The 24407-nt window shown below is 64.9% G+C and carries 20 protein-coding genes; 14 read left to right on the top strand and 6 right to left on the bottom strand.

What is annotated here, in order from left to right; genetic code table 11:
- The first annotated feature begins 35 nt into the window (after positions 1 to 35).
- The 3 genes from ABLI39_RS03890 (at position 36) to ABLI39_RS03880 (ending at position 4444) form a co-directional block, all read left to right on the top strand.
- Positions 36 to 1715, top strand: a complete 1680-nt coding sequence (locus ABLI39_RS03890; RefSeq protein ID WP_349412108.1) for a DUF2142 domain-containing protein — start codon at positions 36 to 38, stop codon at positions 1713 to 1715.
- Positions 1705 to 2790: a substrate-binding domain-containing protein gene (locus tag ABLI39_RS03885; protein WP_349412107.1), complete on the top strand. Its 1086-nt coding sequence runs from the start codon at positions 1705 to 1707 to the stop codon at positions 2788 to 2790. Before ABLI39_RS03890 ends, ABLI39_RS03885 begins: the two co-directional genes overlap by 11 nt.
- A gap of 97 nt (positions 2791 to 2887) precedes the next feature.
- A complete protein-coding gene (locus tag ABLI39_RS03880) occupies positions 2888 to 4444 on the top strand; it encodes a DUF2142 domain-containing protein (RefSeq protein ID WP_349412106.1) in 1557 nt (518 codons plus the stop codon).
- 184 nt (positions 4445 to 4628) lie between these two features.
- Here ABLI39_RS03880 and ABLI39_RS03875 read toward each other — a convergent pair whose 3' ends face one another.
- Positions 4629 to 5102 carry a GtrA family protein gene (locus ABLI39_RS03875; protein ID WP_349412105.1) on the bottom strand — a complete coding sequence of 158 codons (474 nt, stop codon included), beginning with the start codon at positions 5100 to 5102 and terminating at the stop codon, positions 4629 to 4631.
- A gap of 236 nt (positions 5103 to 5338) precedes the next feature.
- On the opposite strand from ABLI39_RS03875, the gene ABLI39_RS03870 reads away from it, so the two are divergent.
- Positions 5339 to 6967, top strand: coding sequence for a DUF2142 domain-containing protein (locus ABLI39_RS03870; protein ID WP_349412103.1), 1629 nt, complete (start codon positions 5339 to 5341; stop codon positions 6965 to 6967).
- 36 nt (positions 6968 to 7003) lie between these two features.
- Here the strand turns inward: ABLI39_RS03870 and ABLI39_RS03865 are convergent, their stop codons facing one another.
- From ABLI39_RS03865 to ABLI39_RS03850, 4 genes are all read right to left on the bottom strand, one after another.
- Entirely contained in the window at positions 7004 to 8056 is a 1053-nt protein-coding gene (locus tag ABLI39_RS03865) for an acyltransferase family protein (RefSeq protein WP_349412102.1), read from the bottom strand.
- Between the two features lie 157 nt (positions 8057 to 8213).
- Positions 8214 to 9626: a sugar nucleotide-binding protein gene (locus ABLI39_RS03860; protein ID WP_349412101.1), complete on the bottom strand. Its 1413-nt coding sequence runs from the start codon at positions 9624 to 9626 to the stop codon at positions 8214 to 8216.
- Between the two features lie 3 nt (positions 9627 to 9629).
- A complete protein-coding gene (rfbB, locus tag ABLI39_RS03855) occupies positions 9630 to 10628 on the bottom strand; it encodes a dTDP-glucose 4,6-dehydratase (RefSeq protein ID WP_349412099.1) in 999 nt (332 codons plus the stop codon).
- Positions 10629 to 10664: 36 nt separating this feature from the next.
- Positions 10665 to 11444, bottom strand: coding sequence for a glycosyltransferase family 2 protein (locus tag ABLI39_RS03850; protein WP_349412098.1), 780 nt, complete (start codon positions 11442 to 11444; stop codon positions 10665 to 10667).
- Between the two features lie 155 nt (positions 11445 to 11599).
- Between ABLI39_RS03850 and ABLI39_RS03845 the strand changes: the two genes are divergently transcribed.
- From ABLI39_RS03845 to ABLI39_RS03810, 8 genes are all read left to right on the top strand, one after another.
- Positions 11600 to 12835, top strand: a complete 1236-nt coding sequence (locus tag ABLI39_RS03845; protein ID WP_349412097.1) for a polysaccharide biosynthesis protein — start codon at positions 11600 to 11602, stop codon at positions 12833 to 12835.
- Positions 12822 to 13748, top strand: a complete 927-nt coding sequence (locus ABLI39_RS03840) for a glycosyltransferase (protein WP_349412096.1) — start codon at positions 12822 to 12824, stop codon at positions 13746 to 13748. Before ABLI39_RS03845 ends, ABLI39_RS03840 begins: the two co-directional genes overlap by 14 nt.
- 78 nt (positions 13749 to 13826) lie before the next feature.
- Complete coding sequence (locus tag ABLI39_RS03835) at positions 13827 to 14576, top strand: glycosyltransferase family 2 protein (protein ID WP_349412095.1); 750 nt, start codon at positions 13827 to 13829, stop codon at positions 14574 to 14576.
- A 2-nt stretch (positions 14577 to 14578) separates the two neighbouring features.
- A complete protein-coding gene (locus ABLI39_RS03830; RefSeq protein WP_349412093.1) occupies positions 14579 to 15019 on the top strand; it encodes a DUF2304 domain-containing protein in 441 nt (146 codons plus the stop codon).
- The gene (locus tag ABLI39_RS03825) at positions 15020 to 15907 is read left to right on the top strand and encodes a glycosyltransferase family 2 protein (RefSeq protein WP_349412092.1); all 888 of its coding nucleotides are present in this window, start codon (positions 15020 to 15022) and stop codon (positions 15905 to 15907) included. It abuts the gene before it with no gap.
- Positions 15908 to 15931: 24 nt separating this feature from the next.
- A complete protein-coding gene (locus tag ABLI39_RS03820) occupies positions 15932 to 17026 on the top strand; it encodes an NAD-dependent epimerase/dehydratase family protein (RefSeq protein ID WP_349412091.1) in 1095 nt (364 codons plus the stop codon).
- A gap of 30 nt (positions 17027 to 17056) precedes the next feature.
- Positions 17057 to 17950, top strand: a complete 894-nt coding sequence (locus ABLI39_RS03815) for a glycosyltransferase (RefSeq protein WP_349412090.1) — start codon at positions 17057 to 17059, stop codon at positions 17948 to 17950.
- 202 nt (positions 17951 to 18152) lie between these two features.
- On the top strand, positions 18153 to 20099 hold the full coding sequence (locus tag ABLI39_RS03810) for a hypothetical protein (RefSeq protein WP_349412089.1): 1947 nt from the start codon (positions 18153 to 18155) through the stop codon (positions 20097 to 20099).
- A 177-nt stretch (positions 20100 to 20276) separates the two neighbouring features.
- On the opposite strand, the gene ABLI39_RS03805 is transcribed toward ABLI39_RS03810, so the two are convergent.
- Positions 20277 to 21347 (bottom strand): acyltransferase family protein, encoded by a 1071-nt coding sequence (locus ABLI39_RS03805; protein WP_349412088.1) that lies wholly within the window; start codon positions 21345 to 21347, stop codon positions 20277 to 20279.
- Between the two features lie 139 nt (positions 21348 to 21486).
- Between ABLI39_RS03805 and rfbA the strand changes: the two genes are divergently transcribed.
- Together rfbA and ABLI39_RS03795 are read left to right on the top strand one after the other, a co-directional pair.
- The gene (gene rfbA, locus ABLI39_RS03800) at positions 21487 to 22356 is read left to right on the top strand and encodes a glucose-1-phosphate thymidylyltransferase RfbA (protein ID WP_349412087.1); all 870 of its coding nucleotides are present in this window, start codon (positions 21487 to 21489) and stop codon (positions 22354 to 22356) included.
- A gap of 51 nt (positions 22357 to 22407) precedes the next feature.
- Positions 22408 to 24405 carry a DUF6541 family protein gene (locus ABLI39_RS03795; protein WP_349412086.1) on the top strand — a complete coding sequence of 666 codons (1998 nt, stop codon included), beginning with the start codon at positions 22408 to 22410 and terminating at the stop codon, positions 24403 to 24405.
- Positions 24406 to 24407 lie beyond the last annotated feature (2 nt).

Genomic DNA, 24407 nt, shown 5'->3' with positions numbered 1-24407 from the left:
GGGCGCGGACGCCGAAAGTGATAGCTTGGATCATCATGCACTCAACGATTCCGGGCCGGTTGCCCCGTCTGATTCCGGCCCGGGCATCGCTGATGCCAGTGGTCTCAATCTTCCTTGTCCTGGCCGCGCTCACCACCCTGTGGTCACTGGCGTCCCCAATCATGGCTGTTCCCGATGAACCCGCCCATGCCATCAAGGCCGCAGCGGTGGTTCGCGGACAGTTGCAGGGACAACCCAGCGGCAAGCAAGGGGATCCAGCCCTCGTGCAGGTGCCACAGTACTTCGCCGAATTAGGGCTGCAGGTCTGCTACGGCTTCAACCCGGGAAAGACAGCCGATTGTGCGCCGGAGGTCAACGCCGACCACCGGACACCGACACCGGCGCTGACCTCGGCGGGCAACTACAACCCGGTCTACTATCTCGCCGTCGGGGCCCCGTCACGGATTCTGTCCGGCGCACCCGCGCTATATGCCATGCGGATAGTCAGCGGGCTCATCTCGGCAGTCTTCCTCACCATGGCTTTCGCAGCAGCGCGGAGGATGAAGAATCCCCAGTGGCCCCTCATCGGATGCGTGGTTGCCCTCACACCGATGGTGCTCTTCCTCTCCGGTTCGATCAATCCGAATTCGCTCGAAATCGCCACGACGGCTTCACTCTTCCTAAGCCTTTCCGTCGTTCTGGAAAACACCCACAATCTCTCCAAAGTCCGGGGTCCGCTTTGGGCTGTTGGCCTATCCGCCGCCGCACTGGCCAATACGCGTGCACTGTCCCTGCTCTGGCTCGCGCTCGCTGTCCTCGTCGCCGTCATGATGTTTGGATGGCGGCCGCTCTGGTCCGCCGTGAAGACCAGGCTGGGCCTGGCCATGACGGCGCTGGCCGGGCTGGGTTGTGCGCTCGGACTCGGATGGCTCCTGGTGGCAGACAGCTTCAAAAGCCTCGGCGGCATCCCGTCAGCAGTCACGCCCGACCAAGCCTTCGTCACCATGCTGGACCGCACTTTCAGTTATACCGAGGGATACATCGGGCTGATGGGCTGGCTGGACACGCCGGCTCCAAAGGGTGTGCAGATGTTGTGGCATTTCGCCATTGCAGCCGTGTTCCTCGCCGGACTCACGGCCCGGTCGCGGCGCAGCCGCTGGGCGCTGGGGCTGATCGTGGTCTCGATTGTCTTCCTCCCCGCGATCCTCCAAGCGCAGGTCATCCAGGAAATTGGCTACATCTGGCAGGGACGCTACCTGCTGGCGCTCCTTGCCTTGCTGGTCATCGCCTCTGCCGTCGCGCTGCGCGACCGTGCTTTCCCTGTTTCAGTCATCAGCAGGACCGCTGCCCGCTGGGCCTTGGGCGCCGTGGTCGCTGCCCAGTTCTACGCGTTTATCCACACCCTCCGAAGGTATACGGTGGGGATCTTCGCCGAGCACACCAACTGGAGCGAGATGTGGGACGCGGCGTGGCAGCCGCCCCTCGGCTGGCCGACACTGTCAGCCGCCTATCTCATCACGCTTACCGCCGGCGCCGTTCTCATCTATCGAGCGCTCTTCCGGACGGTGGGGTCTGGGCCAGGAATGCCCACGACGGCGCTCTCACCTCAGCAGCCGGTCCGCGCGCCTGCCGTCGCCCGGGCTGAGGGGGCGACGACGACTGCGGCTAAGGTTGAGACGGGCCGAACTGTCGGCGTCGCGGTTCTAGACGAAGGAGAACGACGGGATGCGCTGTAAGCCTCGCAGGCACGCCCTTGTCCTGCTGGCCTTGCTGAGCACCGTGGGACTCACCTCATGCAGTGCTGCCCAATACGGCTCCGGAGTCACAGGGTCCCTCACCGCGATCGGCAGCGTCAGTCAGCTCTCCCCGATTTCCGCGTGGCAGCAAGGCTGGTCGAAAGATAATCCCCAGACCTCCCTGCGGTTCTCTCCGGACGGCGACGCGAGCGGCCGGGACGCCTTGTTTCGAGGCATGGCTCACTTTGCCAGCCTGGACTCACAACTGACGGCCGGTGACTGGGAACTGTCCAAGGCAAGCTGCGGGCCCGAGGGTGCGTTTGCAGTACCCACATCGGTGACAGCCGTAGGTGTCGCCTACAACGTTTCCGGGCTGCGTAACGTCCGCCTGGACCAGTCCCTGTTGGCCGCGATTTTCCAGGGCAGGATCACCCGCTGGGATGACCGCCGAATCAAGGAGCTGAACCCGGGCACCGATCTGCCGGCCAAGGACATAGTGCCGATCTGGGCCAAAGCGGAGTCCGGGCTGACCCAAGCGGTCGGCGAGTACTTCAAATCGGACCCGGAAGCGGCGGCGTATCCCCCGGTGACGCGGCGGTGGCCCGACACCACTGCAGGCCAGTCGGTCGAGAGGTACTCCGACGTGGCCACCAAGGTGGACAACACCGCCGGCGCAATCGCGTTTATGGACCGTGCATCGATTGGCACGCGGTTCTCGACCGCGACGCTGAAGTTCGGGGACGAGTTCATCAAGGTCACCGACGACGCACTGGCAGTCGCGGTGGACCACGGCATCGTCAGCGAAGCTCCCGGCGGCGGCGTCCAACTGGCCCTGCAGGCCGGCCGGGCCCCGGGCTATTCCCTGGGATTCGTCGGCTACCAGGCGTTTTGCCATGATTACAAAAATCCTGCCCTCGCACGTTTGGTCAGGTCATGGGCCGAATACGTCACCGGCGAGGGCGGCCAGGCCAATTCGACGTATTTCGCCCAGGTCGGCTCGCCGAGCGTTGCGGCCCTGGAGCGGTCCCGAGCAGCAGTTGGAACAATCAAAGCGGAGCATGATGACCACCGATAGGACCGAGTCCAGACCGCACCGTTGGCTCAGGCGTCCCGCCCCGGGGCGTGAAAGGCATCCCCTCAGGCCGTTCTTCCGCACCTTTGCGCTGCTGTGGTTGCTCGCCTCCCTCTGGTCGCTGGCCACCCCGCTGATGGCTTACCCCGACGAGCCCTCGCACACCATCAAGGCGGCCGCCGTGGCCCGCGGGCAGTTCACGGTACAGGAGGGCCAGTCCTTCGGGCACGGCGTGCACGTTCAGGTTCCCTCCTACATTGCGAACCTCTCGGCCCAGACCTGCACGGCCTTCAAGCGCGACGTCACGGCAGCCTGCGCCCCGGCCGTGCCCATGGACGACAACTACCTCACCATCGGCGTCACGTCGGCCGGCCTTTACAATCCCATGTACTACTGGCTTGTCGGTCTCCCCAGCCTCTTCCTGACCGGTGCCCCCGCCATTATCGGCATGCGAATCGCCAGCGCGCTCCTGTGCACCGCGTTCCTGGCCGCCGGAATGACCGCCCTGACGAAGCTCAGGAACCCCAAATGGCCGCTTGCCGCCGCCGCCGTCGCCATCACCCCAATGGTGCTGTTTCTGTCCTCGGGCATCAATCCGAATTCGCTGGAAGTGGCAGCCACCATGGCGGCGTTTTGCGGGCTCCTGGTGTGTTTGGAGAGTTCGAGCCGGCTAGGACAGGTGAAGCCGGCGATTGCCACCGTGGGTATCTCCGTTGTGGTGCTGGCGAACACCCGGAACGTTTCACTCGTGTGGCTTTTGATCGCGTTTGTCGTTGCGGTCGCTTTCTACGGATTCCGCAGCCTCGGCAAGTTGTTCCACAACCGCACGGTGCTGATCACCGCCGGCGTCATGCTGGTGGGGGTGGGACTCGGGCTTCTCTGGATTGTCCTGATGCTCTTTGCGCCGGGTTCAACAGCCGCAGCTCCGGAGGGCATCACAAACCTCGTTGCCGGTGTGCGGCCCCACCAGGCGTTCCTCACCATGATCGACCGCGCCTTTGATTTCGTGCCCCAGTACATCGGCGTCATGGGCTGGCTCGAGGTCCCGGCCCCGCAGGCCGTCATCCAGTTCTGGAGCATGCTCCTGATGCTGGCGCTGCTGGTTCCGTTCACGGCGCGGCCCCGGCGGAATGCGGTGGGGTTCTGGATCGCCGCCGGCGCCCTTGCAATAGTCCCGGCCGTGGTGCAGGCCGGCCTGATTGGCTCCGTGGGGTATATCTGGCAGGGGCGCTACAACCTGCCGCTGTTCATGATCGCGATGATCTCCGCGGGCATGGCCGTGCGATTCCGCCGCTTCGACCCGGCGCCGAGTTTCAGGGGCGTCGCACGGGTGCTGGTGGCCGCCGCCGCCGTCGCGCATATCTACACCTTTGTGTACGTACTCCGCCGTTTTGTGGTCGGCCTGAAGGATTCCGGGAACTGGCAGGTCATGCTCACGCGCCCCGATTGGCAGCCGCCGTTCGGCTGGATCTTGCTGGCCGTGGTGTACGCCATTCTGATCTATCTCGGGGCCTCAGCGGCCTACGCCTACTTCTTCCCGGGTTACTCCCTCGCCCGGTTACCCAACTTCGCGGGACGGATCCGCCGCCCGACGGTGGACAGCCCACCCCGGGACGAGCCTGGGGACGTGCCCGAGAAACCCTCCCGGCACGCCTGAACCACTGAGCCCCCCAGCGCCTGGCGCTGGGGGGCTCAACCGTTCATGAGTTGTTGGCGATTCACAGGCAGAGCAGGGTCCGCCCCGACCTTGGCCGCTGGGGTGTGCGCGCCCCGGGAGACGCCTTGTGCGCGCTCCGGGAGACGCCTTGAGGGGCTTGCCGAGAAGCCCGGATCACCGCCGCTTATTCATCACCGCGGTGACCGGCGCTGGGGGTGCCCACGGCCGTTACATCAACATGCTCGTCGGCCACGGGGGCGGACTTGAAGATCCAGTGCTTGTACAACAGGAAGTTCCAGCCGGTGGTGGCAACGGTCGCAATCACCTTGCCGATGGCGTAGGACTGTCCGGTGCCTGCAATCATATTGACGATCACGTCGGTTGCGACCACATTGAACACCACCAGCGCGCCGTATTTAAGGAAGCTGACGTGGGCCCGCTCATCCGACTGGAAGGTGAATTTTCGCTGGACCAGGAAGTTGAAGACCAGGCTGCTCAGGAACGCGATCGGCGTAGCGATCCACAAGTCGACGCCGGCGCCCTCGTGGAGCAAAGCGAGCAGACCCAGGTCGATAGCAAAGGACGCGGCGCCCACCGCAAGAAATTTTACGAGGTGACCATTACGGACGAAGTGTTGGATGCGGCGGACCAGACTCATGGAACTATCCCTCATGATGTGAAAATACCGCCCGTACTCGTTGATTTGTCCGCACCGTCCTGGCTCAGTGACACCAAGACAGTCTAGACCAGTACCCTGCAAAGTCCATCTCGACGGCGCGCACGGTCAGCATGACGGCAAAATCCGGCGGTGGATCGAGTTGCCGATCGCATCCGCCGGACGTCTCGTAGCTTGTAGAGTGAGCTAGAACCCCTGACGCCGCCCCAGAGAGAACCATGCCTTCACTGCCTTCGCTGCCAACCGGTAAAATCCCGACAGGCCTGCTGCGTTTCTTCGCAGCCTTTGCAATCCTCGGCCTGCTGACGACCCTGTGGTCCCTGGCCAGCCCGCTCATCTCCGTTCCGGACGAACAAGCACACGTCATCAAGGCCGCCTCAGTGGTCAGGGGTCAGCTGCAAGGCGAGTCGGGCACCGCCCAGGGCGAACGCTCACAAGTTGAGGTTCCGCTGTTCATTGCGTCAACCGACGGTCTTCCATCGTGCTTCGCTTGGAAGCAGCTCATCCCGGCCAGCTGCAGCCCGCCGCTGTCATCCGGCACCACAATGGTGAAGGCGCCCACCAGCGCGGGCAACTACAACCCCATGTACTACGAAGTCACGGGCCTTCCGAGCCTCTTTCTGACGGGAGCCAAGGCTATCTACGCCATGCGCATCGTCAGCGGACTGCTCAGCGCTGCCTTTGTGGCCCTCGCCCTGGTCTGTCTTGCCGGGCTGCGCCGTTGGCGGCTGCCGGTGTTCGTTGGCTCCCTAGCCCTGACTCCCATGGTCTTTTTCCTCTCCGGCGCGGTGAATCCGAATTCGCTGGAGATCGCGACCTCCATGTCCCTCTTCGCAGCCCTCTGCCTGACGTGGGACAGAATCGACGCGGGCAACGCCTGGAAGGGTCCGCTGGCAGCTGCGGCCGTATCCGCCGTCGTGCTGGCCAATACGCGGGCCGCGTCGCTGCTGTGGCTCGGGCTTGCCGTCATCGCCTCACTGCTGCTCTTCGGCTACCGGCCGCTGCTGTCGGTGCTGAAACAGAGGTTCGGCTGGATCATGGTCGGAGTCGTCGCCGTCGGCTGCGCACTGTCACTGCTGTGGCTCCGGATGGCCAACAGCCTCCAGAACCTCATGGGCCAAGGCATCGATGCGACGCCGACGCAGATCGTGACCATCATGCTGGACAGGACCTTCGAATTCGCGGTCGGCTATGTGTCCTTCCTGGGCTGGCTGGACACACCCGGCCCGCCGGGGACCCTGGCCGTTTGGGCAGCCCTCATCATCGGGGCGATTGCCGTCTCCCTATCCGTGGCCGACCGGGCGGGACGCCTGACCGTGGCCTTCCTCACGGCTGCGGTCATCTTCCTGCCACCGCTCCTGCAGATCCCGCTGGCAAAGGACGTGGGACTCATCTGGCAGGGCCGCTACATTCTGGCCCTCGTGGTGGTCCTGGTCACGGCCTGCGGCGTCGCCATGAGGTCGTTCTCAATCGAACGGCCCGACGTCGGCCGCCGCGCCAGCGTCATCGTGCTCTCCCTCGCCGTGTTTGGTCACTTCTACAGCTTTATCTACGGCCTCCGCCGCTACGTCATTGGGCTCCAGGACAGCTCCAACTGGCGCGACATGCTGATCGCACCGCAGTGGCAGCCTCCGTTCGGCTGGATCACCCTGGCCGTCCTCTACCTGGCCGTCCTGGTTGCGGGCGCGGTACTCCTGCACCGCTGGGTCACTGCACCGCAGCACGAGAAGCCGGCAGTTCCCGTCTCCGGCGGAACCACGGCACCCGGCGGAACCACGACACCGCGGACCAAGGATGCGGTGCCCGCCGCGGCGGTGCCCCATCGGGCGCCCTCCAAGGACGCCTGATCGGGGCACCCCGCCCCCACCAGGCGGGGGCGGGGTTTAGCTGGCGTCTGCCCCGACAGCGGCCGGGACCCGGGGGGTCTTGAAAGCCAGCGCGGGCTGCTCGACGTAGCGGCAGCTCAGGTACGCAAGCGGCAGGGTTCCGGCCACACTTATGGCAATAAACAGCCATACGGGAAGGCTGTCCCCGGCAATCAGAGCCACCATCTGCTGCACGGGCCAGCCATAAATGTAGACACCGTACGAGATGTCGAAGCGGGAGCCGACCTGCCTCAGCGGGATGATCGCGCTCAGGACAAACAGGAGATACGTAAACGGCAGGGGCGCGAGGACGGTGGCGGTGCCAGTTGCCACGGAGACCAGGATCAGCGTCACGGCGGCAGGGACCGCCCACCTGCGGATGAACTTCTCGTCGTAGAGGAACAGCACGGCGCCGCCGGCAAAGGCAGCCAGCATCGGCAGCGTCCTGGTGATCAGGAGGGGAACCGCAGGGCTGTGCTCGGCAACCAGGGTGGCCGCGGACGCAGCGATCAGGGTGGCAATCATGAACGGCCCGAGCAGGCGGCGCGGCATAAGACTGGCTGCGACACCGACCAGCACATAGCAGCTTGCTTCCCAGAAGAGTGTCCACAGCGGCCCGTTCCACACATCGACGAAGGGCACCGCCGAGAGCGTGGATCCGATGTCGTACTGGCCCAGGACCGGCGGGTAGAGCAGCAGGTTCCTCAGGACGTAGCCAATTTGGTCAAGGATGGAGAAACTGGCCGCCGGCGCCCACAACAATGACAGCGGCGCGAAGACAAATGCCACTGCGAGCAGACAGACGACGAATCCTGGAAACAGGCGAAGGAAGCGCGCGCGGTAGAACTGCCGCACGGAATGGCGGGAGAGCCTGCTTCGGCTGATCAAGTAACCAGAGATTCCGAAGAACCCGAACACCGCCCACACGCCGAGGTTGGCTTCCCCCAGCTCCGGCTCCGGGCCGGCACCGGCCAGGGCCCAGGAATGGGACACGACAACCGAAAGGGCCAGGACAAGCCTGACCGCGTTCAGTGAATTGGATCTGGGGTCAAAAGCGGATCTAAATGACATGACTACCTGCGGCTGGTTCGAATAACGCAGCCACAGTGGGCCGCCGGTCCGAAGGAAACTTTACGGCACAGCTACTTCCCGCCCAATTCCGACACGAAAGCGGCCGGGTCCGGCCCGTTGCATCAGGGCTGGTCCCGGCCGCTTCCGGCACGGACGGCTAGCGCCTCGCCAGGTAGTCCTGCAGGCGTTCCCCGGCGGTGGCCGGGACGAAGCCCGTGGCCTCAATCTTGGCCAGGTCCAGAACGCTGTTCGCGGGCCGCGGCGAGACCGATTTGCCACGGAAGTAGTCTTCGGTGCTGACTCCGCTGACAGCGCCGCGGGAAGCGCCCGTCAGTTCGTAGACGTCAGCGGCGATGTCTGCCCAGGACTGCGGGGCACCCTCGTTGCTGAGGTTATAGGTTCCGAACGGGGCGCCCGTCTCGATCAGGTGCCGGATTCCGGCAGCGATGTCCTCGGTGAAGCTCAGGCGGCCGACCTGGTCGTTCACGACCGAGGGCTCGATTCCCCGCCCTGCGAGGGAGGCCATGGTTCGCACGAAGTTATTGCCCTCGCCGATCACCCAGCTGGTGCGCACGATGTAGTGACGCGGGACGACGCTGACCACGGCGTCGCCCGCCGCCTTGGACTGCCCGTAGACCCCCAGCGGGGACAACGGCTCATCCTCAACGTGGACGTCCCGGCTGCCGTCAAAAACGTAGTCCGAGGAAACATGGACAAGCAGCAGATCGTGTTCGACGGCGGTCCGGGCCAGCCGCGCGACGGCGGCGACGTTGATGGCCCAGGCGGCAGCCCTGCCCTCCGGCGTTTCAGCGTCGTCGACGGCGGTGTATGCGGCCGCGTTGATGATGGTTGAGTAGTTCTTCCAGTGCCGGGCCGCGAACGAGTCCGCACTGCCCAGGTCAAACTCGGCCCGCCCGGCGAACTCGACGGAAGCGTCGCCGTCGTAGAGTTTGCGAAGCGCCTTTCCGAGCTGGCCGTCGGCGCCCACAACGAGCGTCTTTTTGGCCGGCATAGGTGCAACATCCGCCAGTCGCGGGTGGGCTTTGTCCTTGTCGGAGAGCTCCGCCTGGTCCAGGGGAATGGGCCAGGCGATCGCGGCGGTTTCATCGGCGAGGTTCAGGAATGTGTACTGGCCCTGCGCATCGGCGGACCAGTGGTCATTGACGAGGTAGGTGTAGGCGGTGTTGTCCTCCAGCGTCTGGAAGGCGTTACCCACCCCGCGCGGAATGAAGATGGCCTGGCTGGGGTCCAATTCGGCGGTGAACACTGCGCCGAAGGTGGGGCCTTCCCGCAGGTCGACCCACGCGCCGAAAATCCTGCCCGTCGCAATGGAGATGAATTTGTCCCACGGCTCGGCATGGATGCCTCGGGTGGTGCCGGCCGTCTCGTTGAACGAGATGTTGTTCTGCACCGGCCGGAAGTCCGGCAGGCCGAGAGCCACCATTTTTTCGCGCTGCCAGTTCTCCTTGAACCAGCCGCGGTTGTCGCCGTGGACCGGAAGGTCGTAGACGACGACGCCGGGAATCGGGGTTTCGTGTGCGGTGAGCTTCTTCGAGAACTCGATCGACATGGTCTACTGGCCCTGTTCCTTGTACTTGGCTTCGGTGGCGGCCTTCTGCGGACGCCACCAGTCCTCGTTGTTCCGGTACCAGGCAATGGTGTCTTCGATGCCGGCCTCGAAGTTGGAGAACTTCGGCTCCCAGCCGAGTTCGTCGCGCAGTTTGGACGAGTCGATGGCGTAGCGGAGGTCGTGGCCCGGGCGGTCCACCACGTGGTCGTAGGCGTCCGGCGCCTGGCCCATGTGCTTGAGGATCAGCTCGACGACGTCCTTGTTGTTCTTCTCGCCGTCGGCGCCGATCAGGTAGGTCTCCCCGACCCTTCCCTTGGCGATGATGGCCAGGACGGCGGAGGAGTGGTCGTTGGCGTGGATCCAGTCACGGACGTTCTCGCCCTTGCCGTACAGCTTGGGGCGGATGCCATCGATGACGTTGGTGATCTGGCGCGGGATGAACTTTTCCACGTGCTGGTACGGGCCGTAATTGTTGGAGCAGTTGCTGATAGTGGCCTGCAGGCCGAAGGACCGCACCCAGGCGCGCACCAACAGGTCCGAGCCCGCCTTGGTGGAGGAATACGGGCTGGAGGGGTTGTACGGGGTGCTCTCGGTGAACCGCTCCGGATCGTCGAGCTCGAGGTCGCCGTAGACCTCGTCCGTGGAGATGTGGTGGAAGCGCTTGTTGTGCTTCCGTGCGGCCTCGATCAGGGTGTAGGTCCCAATGATGTTCGTGTCCAGGAACGGGCGCGGATCGTGCAGCGAGTTGTCATTGTGCGACTCAGCGGCATAGTGCACGACGACGTCGCAGTCGGCGACCAGCCGCTCCACCAGGGCGGCATCGCAAATGTCGCCCTGGACGAACTCGAAACGCTCCTCGGGGAGGCCCTTCAGGGATTCCCTGTTGCCGGCGTAGGTGAGCTTGTCCAAGACCGTGACGTGGTCCCCGGTGTTCTCAAGTACGTAGTGGACAAAATTCGAACCAATGAAGCCGGCACCGCCGGTGACAAGGAGTTTTTGCATTCAGCCAGCTTACCGGCAACCGAAAATATCCGGCGATCAGGGGGTGCGCGCGGTCCGGAGGCGCCGCTGCGCCGCCTTGCGCCGCCAGGCTTCCCCAAGGAGCCTCAGCAGAACGACCCGGGCGGACAGGATCACCCGAAGGGACCGCCAGCCCGACGGCGTCGCATTCTCACCGTGGATCCGTCGCAGCAGCGTCGACTCATCCAGGTGGGCAATCGAGCCGAGGATGTTGCCACAAATCGCCAGCCACAGGTCATGGGACTCGCGAAGGTACGGCGGCACCGGCACAAAGAGGTCCAGCACTTCCCTGCGGAACGCCATACCGCAACCGTAGTAGGCCCGGTAGCCGACCAGGATGCCGGCCAGATTGGATGCCCGCCTGTTGGAGTCACCGCTTCGCAGCCGCGGAATCGAGGGCCGCGGGCCTCCGCCGAGCACGTCGAAATTGCTGGCGACCACCGCGTGGTCTTCCAGTGCCTGAATCATCCGCTCCAGCCGGCCCTCGATCCATACATCGTCCTGGTCGGACAGGAAGATTATGGAACCCCGGCTGGCCCGGACAGCCTGCTCGAACGATTTCACGTATCCCTGGTTGGACGGTGCCTCGTAAAGGCGGATCCGGTCGTCGCTGATGCCCCGCACAGCGTCGACTGTTCCGTCCGTCGACGCGTCGTCGACAATGACCAACTCGTCCGCCGGCCCGAGCTGGGCCAGGATGGAAGCAAGCTGCTCGCCGATGTACGCGGAGCCGTTGTAGCTGGCCATGCACACGCTGGCACGGGTCGTGGCAGGACCGACGGGCTGGACAGAACTCATGGACTCGCTTTGCTCGGGAACGGCTTGACGGCGACGGGCAACAGCGGCCACGGCGTCCCTTCATCCTAAGCGACCCGGCACCGCCGCTGCCGGTTCGTGCATGCCGTTCGCGTAGGATTGACCCTGACTTCCAGACCGACAAGGACCCGCCTCGCATGAAGACCGTACTGCTGCGCCTTACCGGGTTCGCGGTCCTCCCCCTGCTGTCCCTGATTACGCCCCTGCTCCTGCTTCCGGTCATCGCCAGTATCGTCGGCGCCGAGGGAATTTCGAGCGTCATCTCCGGACAGGCCATCGGGACTTTCGCTGCCACCGTTCTGCTTTGGGGCTGGAATGTTGACGGCCCGGTCGCGATTGCCCGCGCCGCCGATTCCCACGAACGCGGCGCCATCTATCTGCGCAGTGTCCGCACGCGACTGCTGCTGATGGTCGCCGTCCTGCCGCTTTCGGGGCTGGTCGCGGCCCTGGTCGCCGTTCCGGGCTTCAGGGCCGAGGCAATCGCAATGACCTGGGCCGTGGGGCTGACCGGGCTTTCGCCGGCCTGGTTCTGCATTGGCGTAGGGCAGCCCCGGCTACTGGCCGTTTACGACACCGTGCCGCGTTTCCTTGCGACCGCGGCGGCGGCTCCCGTGCTTTTGCTGGGCCACCAGCTCTGGCACTACACCGCGCTCCTCGCCGTTGCGACTGTTCTGGCCCTGATCGACTTCCACCGGCGCTACTCCCCCGGCGGCCAGTGGCTGCCGGTGGACGTACGCGAATCCCTGCGCGGACTCAAAGGGCAGGCCAAAACCGCGGGCATCAGCCTGGCAGGAAACGCCTACGCGTCCACCCCGGCGCCGATCGCCACCGCCACCACGGCGCCGCAGGCCTCGGGCAGCCTTGCGACCGCGGATACGCTCTATCGGTTTGGGCTCTTCACCGTGGTGGCCCTGGGCAATGCCTTCCAGAGCTGGACCATCGAGAGGGACGCCGCCAATCCTGTCCGCCGGCACCTCACGGCCATCTGGGCACACGCCGGGCTCGGTGTTGGGGGTGCGCTGGTCCTGACCGTGGCCGGACCGCTGGCCAGCAGCCTGCTCTTCGCCGGCAAGATGCAGGCCAGTACCGAGCTGTGCGCCTACTACGGACTCGCCTTCGTGTTCCTCAGCGCGAGTACACCGTTCATCCGCAACCTGCTGATTCCGGCGGGGCGACAGTCCCAAGTCCTGCGCTGGACACTGGTCTCCGCACTTGTTGGTGTCGCATCCATGGTCTGGGCGGGCGCCACGGGAAACGCACCCGGAATCGCCCTCGGCATGGCCCTGAGTGAAGCCGTTCTGTTCGTGGCCCTATTGATTCCAGGCCTCAAACTCCTACGTGAAGAAAGGGCATCGGAGCATGTCGCTAAATAACCAGCCCGGCCGCACGGCGGCAGTGATCGCCGCGTACTCACCCCCGGACGCGCTGGTTGAGGCCGTGCGGCAGCTCGGCCACCAGCTCGGCAATATTGTCGTCGTGGACGACGGCTCACCGGCGGACTCCGCGCCGGTGTTCGCCCGGCTCGCCGAGGCGGGGGCCACCGTGGTCCACCAGGGGACCAACCAGGGGATCGCCGCAGCCCTGAACGCAGGCATCCGGACGGCCACGGAGAAGTGGTCTCCGGACTTCTTCCTCACACTCGACCAGGACTCTCTGGTCAACGAGCATTACGTGGAACTGGCCCATCGCACCTACGCCGACGCCCTGGCGGCCGGACTTGATGTCGCGTTCGTCTGTGCCGCCTCGTACAGCGGCCACCCCGTCCCCACCATTGCCAGCCAGGACGGCTTCCTGCACGCCTTCGACCCCATGCAGTCAGGCTTTATGGTCCCGGCCACGACGCTGGCCCGGATCGGCCCCTTTGACGAGGGCCTCTTCATCGACGGCGTGGATTCCGAGTTCACCATCCGTGCCCGTTCCGCGAAACTGGCCGTGATCGTTGGACGCGGCTGTGACATTGAACACGATCTTGGCCAACGCCGCGAAGGCACCCTGCTGGGACGCCCGGTGCGCGTCGGTGGCGTGGCGCTCTCTTACAACTATCACTCTCCCAGCCGGGTGTACTACATCTGCCGCAACGGCACGATCCTCACGCGGCGCTACGCTCTCAAGGCGCCACGGTGGGTGGCCCGCAGGCTCCTTGAAGAGCTCAAAGCGCACCTGCTCAGGTTCGCCTTCAGCCCGGGCCGAATCACACTCCTGCGAGCCGCGGGCCACGGATTCCTCGACGGCGCGAGAGGCGTTTCCGGCCGCATTCCGGCGGATTTAGAACGCCGGATCCGCTGAATCGCCCGGCGCCGTCCGCCCCGCCGCAGGCACATCCCGACTAAAGAGTTCGCCCGACATTGATATAGTTTGGAGACCATGCAACCCACTGTCCCCCCACGCGTTCTGGTCATCATGCCCGCTTGGAATGAAGCCGAGGCCATCGGCCAAACCGTTCGAGAGGTCTTGGCCACCAGCGATCGCTACGACGTCGTCGTCGTCAACGACGGTTCCACGGACAACACCGCAGAAGAGGCCGCAGCTGCTGGCGCGGCTGTTCTCCATCTCCCCTTCAACCTGGGTGTGGGTGGTGCCATGCGGGCAGGATTCAAATACGCGCGGCGCTTTGGTTATCAGCAGGTCATCCAGGTTGATTCGGATGGGCAGCATGATCCCAGGAACATCGAAGAAGTGCTGGCTGGTTTGGAGCACGCCGACATTTCGATCGGGGCCCGTTTCGCGGACCGGGGAAATTACACGGTCAGCGGTCCCCGCAAGTGGGCTATGGTCTTTCTGGCGCGCGTCATCTCCGCCCTCGCCAAGACCCGGCTGACGGACGTCACCAGCGGGTTCCGCGCCGGCAACGAACGCGCAATCAGTCAATACCTCGATCACTATCCGGCCGAATATTTGGGCGACACGATCGACTCCCTGGTCGTCGCCGTCCGTTCCGGGTGCCGCGTCACACAGGTCCCTGTCGAAATGCGTGCCCGCCAAGGGGGTAAGCCCAGCCATAACCCCACCAAAGCTGCGGTCTACCTCGGCCGGTCTATTTTTGCCCTGCTCTTCGCATTGACACGTAAGCGCTCCCACGTAACCGTGCCGACGCACGCTGTGAAAGGAAAATAGCTTTGGGCAACGTAGCCGCCTTCCTCTTGGCACTCGCCATCGTCGCACTGGTCGTCGAGATGCTTCGGCGCAAGAAACTCCGGGAGAAGTACGCCGTCCTGTGGCTTGTGGTAGGTGTCGCCACCCTCGTGCTGGCCGCCTTCCCGAGGCTCCTGAACATCGTCGCGGAATTTGTTGGAGTGCAGCTTCCCTCCAACCTCCTCTTCACCATGAGCATCCTCATGCTGCTGGGCGTGTGCCTCCACCTGTCCTGGGAAATCTCCGTGGTGGAGGATGAAACCCGCACACTGGCGGAGGAAGTCGCAATTCTCCGTGCCCAGGTTGAGTCCCTGTCCGCAACACAGACACCCCACGCCGCGGCCCGGGCAAACGGCGTGCATGGCCAGGCCAGCATTTCGCCGGTTTTGACCGGTGAACCGTCGATCGAAAGCGCCGATTCCTAAATGCCACTGGATATCTTCATCCCCTACTGGGGCGAGCCCGCGTACATGATCGAGACCGTGGAAAGCGTTCTGGCCCAGGAAAATCCGGACTGGCTGCTCACCGTTGTCGATGATGCCTACCCCACCCTGGAAATCAGGGACTACATGGCAACCATTGACGATCCCCGGGTCAAGTACGTCCGCAAGGAACAGAACGAGGGAATCACGGAGAATTACCGGACGTGCGTTGGCCTCGCAACTGAAGAAGTCATGGTCATTCTGGGCTGCGACGACGTCCTCCTTCCCAACTACGTCGACGTCATCCTGAAGGCCCACAAGCGCTTCCCCATCGCCGCCGTCATCCAGCCCGGAGTCGAAGTCATCGATGAGGACAGCCGGGTCGTCACCACCCTGGCCGACACCGTCAAGCAGAAACTCGTCAAACCACGGGCCAAGGGCTGCAAACTTGTCTCCGGCGAAGCAATCGCCAGGAACCTGATGCACGGCGACTGGCTGTATTGGCCGTCGCTGGCGTTCCGGACCGAAAAGATCCGGGAAGTTGAGTTCCGCGAGGGGTTCCCCATCATTCAGGATCTCGCCTTGGTCATGGACATGATTTTCCAGGGTGATCAACTCCTGATCGAACCGACGCTGTGCTTCCGTTACCGCAGGCACTCCAACAGTGCGTCTTCAACGAAGCTGGTGGACGGATCCCGGTTCGCGGGCGAGCGTGAGTACTTCGAGGTCGCCGCCGCCCAGGCCGAAGAACTCGGCTGGTATCGGGCGGCACGCTCGGCACGGCTCCGGACCACCTCCCGCGCCCACGCTGTCTGGCTCCTCCCCAAAGCCGTGGCCACCCGAAATTCTTCAGCCATGCGGGCCCTCGCCCGACATGCTTTCGGCAAATAACCTGCCCGCAACGAAAGGTCTCCAGTGACTTCTCCCGCAACGTCCGCACGCCCCGGCGGCACCGTTCTCGTGACCGGCGGAGCCGGATTCATCGGCTGCGCCATCTCCCCCGCACTGGCGGAGGCCTTCGACCGCGTCGTCGTCGTGGATAATCTCCACCCGCAGATCCACGAGTCCGGGGAGCGGCCGGCCGAGCTTGACCAGCGGGCTGAACTGGTTGTCGCCGACGTCGCTGAGAGCGGCACCTGGGACCTGGTGCTCCGGGACGTGACCCCCGATGTCATCATCCACCTGGCCGCGGAAACCGGCACCGGCCAGTCCCTCGAGGAATCCACCCGGCACACCCACGTCAACGTGGTGGGTACCTCGCAGATGCTTGACGGCCTGAACAGGCACAAGAAGCTCCCGCGCCGCATCGTCCTTTCATCGAGCCGTGCTGTTTATGGCGAAGGCGCGTGGAAAGACGCCGCCGGCAAGACTTTCTACCCGGGCCAGCGAACGAGCGCGACATTGGACCAGGGCCAGTGGGACTTTCCCGGCGCCACCCCGGTCGCCATGAAGGCCTCCGAAACCTTCCCGGCCCCCGTCAGCGTGTACGGGGCTACGAAACTGGCCCAGGAAAACATTCTCCAGGCCTGGTCCAAGTCGTACGGTGTCGAGACTGTCATTCTCCGGCTCCAGAACGTTTACGGCCCCGGGCAGTCGCTGATCAACCCCTACACCGGCATCATGAGCCTCTTCTGCCGGATGGCCATGGGCGGGAAGTCGATTCCCCTGTACGAAGACGGTGAGGTCCGGCGTGATTTCATCCTCATCGACGATGTCGCCTCGGCGATCGTGGCCGGTGCCGTCTCCCCCACCGTTCAGGGCGAACCGATGGATATCGGGTCCGGCGAGTTCCAGACGATCGGCACCGCAGCGCAGCTGATCGCAGCGCACTACGGGGCCCCGGAGCCCCACGTCACCGGCCAGTACCGCCAGGGCGATGTGCGCCACGCCTGGGCTGACGTTGCCGCCGCGAAGGAGGTTCTCGGCTGGGAACCGCGCTACAATCTCGCGCAGGGAATCGAACGCCTCGCTACCTGGATCGACACCCAGCCCGGCGTCCAGCCTGCCTGACGCCCAGCCTCTTCACTGAACGGAATTCTCGTGCCTGCGACCACCGCCGTCGTCTCGCTGTTCAACCCCACCGAGGGGGTTCTGGACAACGCCGCAACCCTGCTTGCCCAGGTGGACAGGGTTGTTGTCGTCGACGACGGCAGTACCCAGGCCCCGACACGGATTCTGGCGGAACTTGAGGCCATGGGCTGCACCGCTGTGCGGCTGAATGAGAATTCCGGCATCGCGGCCGCGCTCAATGCCGGTATCTGCGAAGCGCTGGCAGCGACTCCCAAGCCGGATTTCATCCTCACCATGGACCAGGATTCGCTGCTGCAGGATGGGTATGTCCAGGCTCTGGTGGACGCGGCGGCGGCCGCCCGGGTCTCCGGAGTCCGGGTCGGCATGGTTGCGCCTGGTTCGATTCGCGGACTGCCGGTCCGTCGCGGGCCAGTGCTGCATGGTGTCCAACTCGGCGGCGAGCCGATTCAGTCCGGGCTGCTCGTCCCTGTTCCCGTGATCGAACAAATTGGTCTGTTCAAAGACAGCCTCTTCATTGACGGCGTTGACAGCGAATACTTCCTGCGATGCCGCAGCCACGGCCTGAGTACGGTGCTCGCGGCCGGCGCCTCCCTGGACCACGCACTCGGAACCCAGACGGCCGCCCGCGTTCTGGGTAGAACGGTGGCCATCGGCGGCCGTCCGCTGCAGGTTCGGACGGCGGCGGCCTGGCGGTACTATTACATCTTTCGGAACCGCGTCCTCGTGGCGAGGCAGTATGGTCGAAAGTACCCGCTGTGGGCGTTGAAGGGTCTACTCTCCGACTACCGCCACCTGGCCATTGTGTCCTTGCTGGCACCCGGCCGGCTCACGCGTCTGAAGAACGCGGCCGCTGGCGTAGCGGACGGGCTGCGGGGAGTGTCTGGCAGGCGCCCGCACTCCTAAGCGTTCCAATCTGCAAGGGCAGCACCAGGCCCGCGGGGCGGGCCCGCGGGCGTTTGGCATGCGCAGCCCGCCGGCACTCGCGGGAAGTGTCATCGTAGAAAACTATTTGGGGGAACATTCAGTGAGCACAACATCCACGGCTCCGCGCCCGCCGGCCACCCGGGCATCCTTGCGAGCACCGGCGAAGGTACCCGGGCCGACTGTGAACCGCCACATCCGCGGGCTGGTGGCGCTTGCGGTGGTGGCGTCGGTGCTCGTCGTGCTGCGCACCCACGGGCTGCTGCAGGGACTACCCGCCCTGGCACTCGCGGTCCTCCTCGTTCTTACGGTCCCGTCGGCCAGAAACCTGTCCCAGCGGCTCCTCTACAACGGACTCATCACCCTCGGGGCGGTGCCGCTGACGTGGTGGGTACCGGAGCGGTTCCTCGGCGTCGACCACGGGACCTTGCTGCTCGCCGCCGTCGCCGGCCTTACCGCAGGGTGGATCGCCGCCGGCAAATCCCCCCGCCGGCGGGCCCTCCGCCTGCTTCCCCGCGTCCGAGCCATTGACTCCCTCCCGTTCCTGGCCGGGATTCTCTCCGCCTCGTCGCTGGGCGTGATGCTGTCCGTTCGGTCGCCGCTCGAGGCCCTCGCCATCATGACCTCCCGCTGGGACTACCAGTCCCACTTCAGCATTTACCACATGATTCGCAGCCACGGTGAAGTGATCCCAACAATTCCGCCGGGCGCAGTCGGGGAGCTGTGGGGCTTCGCGGAGTATCCGCAGGGTTTCCATGCACTGATCGCCACTTTGTCGAATCTCTACCGTCCGGGGGAGGCGGGAGTGGACAGTGAAGTGATCTCCTATATCGTCTTGCAGGCCGCAGTCTGCTCCCTGACGGTCCTCCTGGTGGTGGCGGGTCTGTGCGCCCTGCCTGCGGTCAGGCGCCGGGCCGCCATCGCGGCCCCCGGGATCGCTGTTGCCGCCGCGGCCTGGATCTATGGACCCGGGGCGATCCCGGTCTACGGCGGCTTCGGCAACTTCTACATGGCCTGCGGCATGGCCACAGCCACGGTCCTGGCACTACTGACCGTCCAACGGAGGCTGCCGGTCATCGCCGTCGCCGTCGTGGGTGCGGGACTGGTTGGCATCTGCAACAACTGGCTTCTGCTCGTGTCGCTGGTCATGGTCATTATCATCACGAAATTGTGGGGCGTCGCGCGCAATCCCGGCGCTTACGGGCTGTCCTGGTGGCTTCTCGCGGCCGGCTGCGGCATCGTCACGCTGATTGGTATCGCACTCCCCCTCGTCCAGCTGATTCCACTGATTCGCAGCAGCCAGGGGATTCTGGAAGCACTCGGCGGGATCGTCGTGCCCGACCTGGGCCAGGCGTTACTGGTACTCACCCTCGTGGTGGTCCTGGGGTTTGCGAACCTCAGCGCCAGTGCCCGCACCGGGTCCCGGTTCCTGCGCGCCGAGCGGCTGGACGTGGCCAAGGCCTCCCTCGGCCTCTTGGTCCCCGTGGCCGTCGGCGTCTACCTCGCTGTCACCCAAAGCATGCAGCACGCTTCCCTTACCTACTACTTCTACAAGTACCTCATCGCCGTTCTGCTCCTGGCGTGGCCCCTCGCCGTTGCCGCCGCCGCAGCCCTCATTCCGCCGCCCGCGGTGGGCCCTGCCCGCCGCCGGAACATCGGCTTGGCTGCCGGGCTGAGCATCGTGGCCGTTGCGGCGACCCAGGCTTTTGGTTTTTCCCTGCCGGACCTGGACAAGGCCGGCCTGCCTGCCACCGTCCGGCCTGTCGGCGAAATGACCGTCCAGAAGGCCCTGCTGGCTTCTGTCCCGGGCTACGTTCCCCGGCTGTTGAGGAGCGCCACCCAGCAACAACCTGAGTCCACTCTCTACGTTCCCGCCCCCGGAACCATGGACCCGGTCCTGGCCGCCCGCTGGCAGTGGGGGATGCGTGCGAAGTCCTCCTCGACAACAACCAACCTCGGCTGGTTGGTCTACGAGATCACCAAGGACTATGCGCGGGCGCCCGAGGTCATCGCCCGGATCCTCAACGAAAATCCGGACATGTCAGTCATTGTCGACGCGGAGCTTTACACCCCCGTGCACGCCCACCTGAGCACTTTGGGCCTCGAGGGCCGGCTTATCCGGCTGGCCTAGACGGTATGAGCGCGGTGGGCCGGTCCTGACGTGTGCCGTTCCCGGCCGGTCTGGATGGCCCGGCTGCGGCAGTCAACCCGCGCATGGCAGTCTGACGGCGCCGTCGCTCAAGCGGAGGACCTCCGGTTGCACAGCGGAATTGCCTAGACAACCGCTTCAGGTGGCACTGCCTGGGAACTAGTGCGAATTTCTCGCCCGCCGCATGACCGGCCGCTCGACAAACACCCAGCTGGCGGCGGCAAAGGGGATCGTACAGAGGGTCGCCGCCAGGGTGAACCACCATACGCCCCAGTGGTAGGCGCCGAAGACTGCCAGCAATTGCTGCACCGGAAACGCATAGATGTAAGCGCCATAGGAGATGTCATGGCGGCCGATGATGGACGGCTGGGGCAGCCACGTGGAGATCCACAGCAGGCCATAGGTGAAGAACGGCGCAGCGAGCTGGGCGCCATAGCCGGGAACGAAATAGATCAGAAGTGCCGCGACGACCAGCGCGACCGGCCCGCCTACGCGGTGGATTCCGATTCGCGAGCTCAGCACTTGCACTACCGCCCCGCCTAGGAAGTACGGGAAGAGCCGCACCAGCATCTCGATGTCCGCGAACGGCCTGATCGCGGCGACGTTAGCCCAGAGCGCCACGCTGACGAGGAACGCGGCGATAATCGGCCAGGGCGTCTTCTTCACGAGCGGGATGAAGCCCAGCATGGCAATCAGCAAGTAGCACAGGAACTCGAAGTACAGGGTCCACAGCGAACCATTCCACGCACCCGGGTACGGCACACCCGCCGGCGTACCTGCAATGTCGTAGCTGGCAATTCTCAGCGGGAGATTGCCCAGGATGGAATTTAGCGGCGTTGTAGGCGTCGAAAGAAAACCCCGGAGGCTGCCGTGCTGAATGGAGTAGGCGATCGGGGCGAAAACGAAAGCCATCACGGCCAGGCACACGATGAAGCCGGGGAAAATTCGGGCCGCCCGGTGGACGAGGTACGTCCCGATGCGATTGCTGAAGCGGCTGGCCGTGATGAGGTAGCCACTGATTCCGAAGAACCCTGCGACCGCCCACCCGCCCAGGTTCTCGCCCCTGAAGCCAGGCCCCCCACCAGCACCCACGATGTGCCAGCTGTGCGCGAACAGGACCAACAACGCCAAAACCAGTCGAATAAGGTTGAGGCTGTTGCCGCGGGGGTCAAGCCGCTTCCCGATGGCTGGAGCCGGAATCGCGTGGGGTTTCAGTGCAACGATGCTCAAGTCCGGGCTTCCTTCGTCATATGTGCGGGCCCTTAATTCTACATGGCGGCCTCTTATCGCTTCGCAGCGGGCGCGCCGGCGCGGCAAAGCCCAGGGCCCTGGTTTGCCGTGGCGCCGCCATTACGGGAGGATTGAAACCATGCGTGGAATAATCCTGGCCGGCGGGACCGGCTCCCGGCTGCACCCGATCACCCACGGCATCAGCAAACAGCTCGTGCCGGTCTATGACAAGCCAATGATCTACTACCCCTTGTCTACCCTCATTCTCGCTGGAATCCGGGACATCCTGATCATCACCACCCCCCACGACGCGGAGCAGTTCCAGCGTCTGCTGGGCGATGGCTCGCAATTCGGCGTCAACCTGAGCTACGTGCAGCAGCCGTCGCCGGACGGTCTGGCCCAGGCGTTCATCCTTGGGGCCGATCACATCGGCAACGACACGGTTGCCCTTGTTCTGGGTGACAACATTTTTTACGGACAGGGTATGGGCTCACAGCTCCGCCGGCACGCAAACATCGACGGCGGCGCCGTCTTCGGTTACTGGGTCAAGGACCCCAAGGCCTATGGCGTTGTGGAGTTCGACGACGCGGGCAAGGCTTTGTCGCTCGAGGAGAAGCCTGCCAAGCCGCGCAGCCACTACGCTGTGCCCGGCCTCTACTTCTACGACAATGACGTCATCGACATTGCCAAGAACCTTCGGCCGTCCCCCCGGGGCGAGCTTGAAATCACCGACGTCAACCGGACTTACCTCGAGCGAGGCAAGCTGCAGGTGGAAATCCTTCCGCGCGGAACGGCCTGGCTGGACACCGGAACCTTCAATGATCTGAGCGACGCGTCGAACTTCATCCGGACGGTCGAGAACCGCCAGGGCCTGAAGATCGGCGCACCGGAAGAGATCGCCTGGCGCAATGGATTCCTGACCGACGACGAACTGCGAGAGCGGGCGGAGCCGCTCATCAAGAGCGGGTACGGAAGCTACCTGCTCGGATTGCTGGACGAGTCCATCTGAGATGAGCCCGGGGGTCCTCTATAGCGAATACGTTGAGTTGCGGTCGTCCTTGTGAGCTGGGTTGAAACAGCCCCGCTCATCCTGGTCGGCGTCGTCTTCCTCCTCCTGCCGGGCGGCCTGGCGGCCGTGGGACTTGGCCTCCGGGGTCTGCCGGCCGTCGGCGCAGCGGCGCCGCTTACGGTCGCAATCTCAGCGGTGCTCGCGGTGGCGCTGCCCTTTGCCGGCATTGCCTGGTCCTCGGCCGCGATCCTGCTGGGCGGCGTTGCGCTCGGTTTGGTTCTTGCCGGCGTGCGCCGGCTTTTCCGGGACCCCACCCTGGCCCAGCAGTTGGCCTTAGTGCCCCGGTTCGGCCGGCAGTCCGGCTGGCTGGCGGCCTCTTTTGTGGTCGGAGCCGGCCTCATCCTGGTGCAACTGGCCGTCGCGTTCGGCACTCCGGCAAGTTTTTCCCAGACCTTTGACAACGTCTTTCATCTCAATGGCGTGCGCTACATCCTGGACACGGGCAGTGCCTCGTCCCTGACGATGTCTTCGATGGCCAGTGGAGGCGCGGCCCCCTATTTCTATCCTGCGGCCTGGCACGGCCTCGCCGCCGCTCTGATCCAACTGACGGGCGCCCCGCTGCCGGTCGGAGTCAACATCCTTAATATGGCCGTCGCCGCCGTGATGTGGCCGCTGGGCAGCATGCTGCTGACCCGCGTTATCGCCGGCAACAAGCCGGTGGCGGTCGCGTCTGCGGCAATCCTATCCGGGGTCTTCTCAGCCTTCCCGATCCTGTTGCTTGACTTCGGAGTGCTGTACCCGAATTTCCTCTCCGTCTGCATGCTGCCCGCCGCCCTCGGCTCCGTGGCCCTGTTCTTCGGACTTGGGAAGGACCTCGGAGTTACACCATGGGCACGGTTCGGTCTGCCCCTGCTGCTAATTCCGGGCGTAGCCCTGGCCCATCCCAATGGCTTCATGTCCCTGCTGGTCCTATCGCTGCCGATCCTCGCCCAGTCCTACTGGCAGAGCTACTTCGGGCCACACCGCCCACTGGCCCGGTCCCGCGCCCGGACCCTGGCCACCGTCGGACTGGCTGCTTTTGCAGCCCTGTTCATCGTCCTCTGGAAATACATTCGTCCTCCGCGGGACGCCGCTTTCTGGGGACCCATACAGTCACCCCTGGGCGCCGTCCTGGAGGTCGTTGCCAATTCCCCCATGAACCGGCCCGTCGCCCCGGCCATCAGTGTCCTGATGATCCTCGGCCTGCTGCTCTCAGTGCGTTACCGGCGTCATTTCTGGCTTCTGGCCGGCTTCGGAATTACCGCCGTGCTGTTTCTGATCGTCTCGGCGACGCCGATCAGCGACTTCCGAATGCGGGTCACGGGGGTCTGGTACAACGACAGCTATCGGCTGGCCGCGCTCCTGCCGCTGACCGCCGTTCCCTTTGCGGCCCTGGGTGCTGACGCGGCGATCTCCTGGCTGCGCGGGTTCTGGTCCGGCGACGCGGTAGCCGCAGCGCCGGCTTCCGCCCGCGGCGCTGCCCGACAGCGCAGGAGGGTGTTCGTGCTGGCCGGGTGCGCTGTGCTGGCCGCCGCAGCTGTGGCGTCCCAGCTGCCCTCGACAGCTGCAGCCATCCGCTCCGCCCGAGCCAACTACGCAGAGTCGCCTGACTCGCCCCTGGTGTCCACAGATGAGCTGGCGGTCATCGAACGCCTCCCCGGCGTGGTGCCGGAAGGCTCGGCGATCGCCGTGAACCCTTGGACCGGGGCCGCCCTGGCCTACGCCCTGGCGGATCGGGACACGACAGCCAAGCATGTCCTCACGGCCAACTCCCCCGCCGTGGAAATCCTCAACGCCCAGCTCCGCAACGCTGACACCGTCCCGGCCGTCTGCGACGCCGCCCGGGCCACGCACGTGCACTATGTGCTGGACTTCGGCGTCAAGGAAGTCCACGGCGGCAACCACCGCTTTCCTGGCCTCGAAGATCTCGAGCACTCCAGCGCTGTGAGGCTCGTCCTCGAGCAGGGCGACGCCCGCCTCTACGAATTGACCGCCTGCCCCGGCAGCTAAGC

Source organism: Pseudarthrobacter sp. B907, from assembly GCF_040137805.1.
Taxonomy (GTDB): Bacteria; Actinomycetota; Actinomycetes; order Actinomycetales; family Micrococcaceae; genus Arthrobacter.
The sequence above is the reverse complement of the archived record's forward strand: the minus strand, read 5'-3'. Positions and strand labels throughout refer to the sequence as shown.

Coding starts and splice junctions, on each gene's coding strand:
- rfbA (WP_349412087.1), top strand. CDS start 21,487: ATGCGTGGAATAATCCTGGCCGGCGGGACCGGCTCCCGGCTGCACCCG.
- ABLI39_RS03860 (WP_349412101.1), bottom strand. CDS start 9,626: ATGTCGATCGAGTTCTCGAAGAAGCTCACCGCACACGAAACCCCGATT.
- ABLI39_RS03875 (WP_349412105.1), bottom strand. CDS start 5,102: ATGAGTCTGGTCCGCCGCATCCAACACTTCGTCCGTAATGGTCACCTC.
- rfbB (WP_349412099.1), bottom strand. CDS start 10,628: ATGCAAAAACTCCTTGTCACCGGCGGTGCCGGCTTCATTGGTTCGAAT.
- ABLI39_RS03850 (WP_349412098.1), bottom strand. CDS start 11,444: ATGAGTTCTGTCCAGCCCGTCGGTCCTGCCACGACCCGTGCCAGCGTG.
- ABLI39_RS03825 (WP_349412092.1), top strand. CDS start 15,020: ATGCCACTGGATATCTTCATCCCCTACTGGGGCGAGCCCGCGTACATG.
- ABLI39_RS03885 (WP_349412107.1), top strand. CDS start 1,705: ATGCGCTGTAAGCCTCGCAGGCACGCCCTTGTCCTGCTGGCCTTGCTG.
- ABLI39_RS03845 (WP_349412097.1), top strand. CDS start 11,600: ATGAAGACCGTACTGCTGCGCCTTACCGGGTTCGCGGTCCTCCCCCTG.
- ABLI39_RS03840 (WP_349412096.1), top strand. CDS start 12,822: ATGTCGCTAAATAACCAGCCCGGCCGCACGGCGGCAGTGATCGCCGCG.
- ABLI39_RS03835 (WP_349412095.1), top strand. CDS start 13,827: ATGCAACCCACTGTCCCCCCACGCGTTCTGGTCATCATGCCCGCTTGG.
- ABLI39_RS03890 (WP_349412108.1), top strand. CDS start 36: ATGCACTCAACGATTCCGGGCCGGTTGCCCCGTCTGATTCCGGCCCGG.
- ABLI39_RS03870 (WP_349412103.1), top strand. CDS start 5,339: ATGCCTTCACTGCCTTCGCTGCCAACCGGTAAAATCCCGACAGGCCTG.
- ABLI39_RS03865 (WP_349412102.1), bottom strand. CDS start 8,056: ATGTCATTTAGATCCGCTTTTGACCCCAGATCCAATTCACTGAACGCG.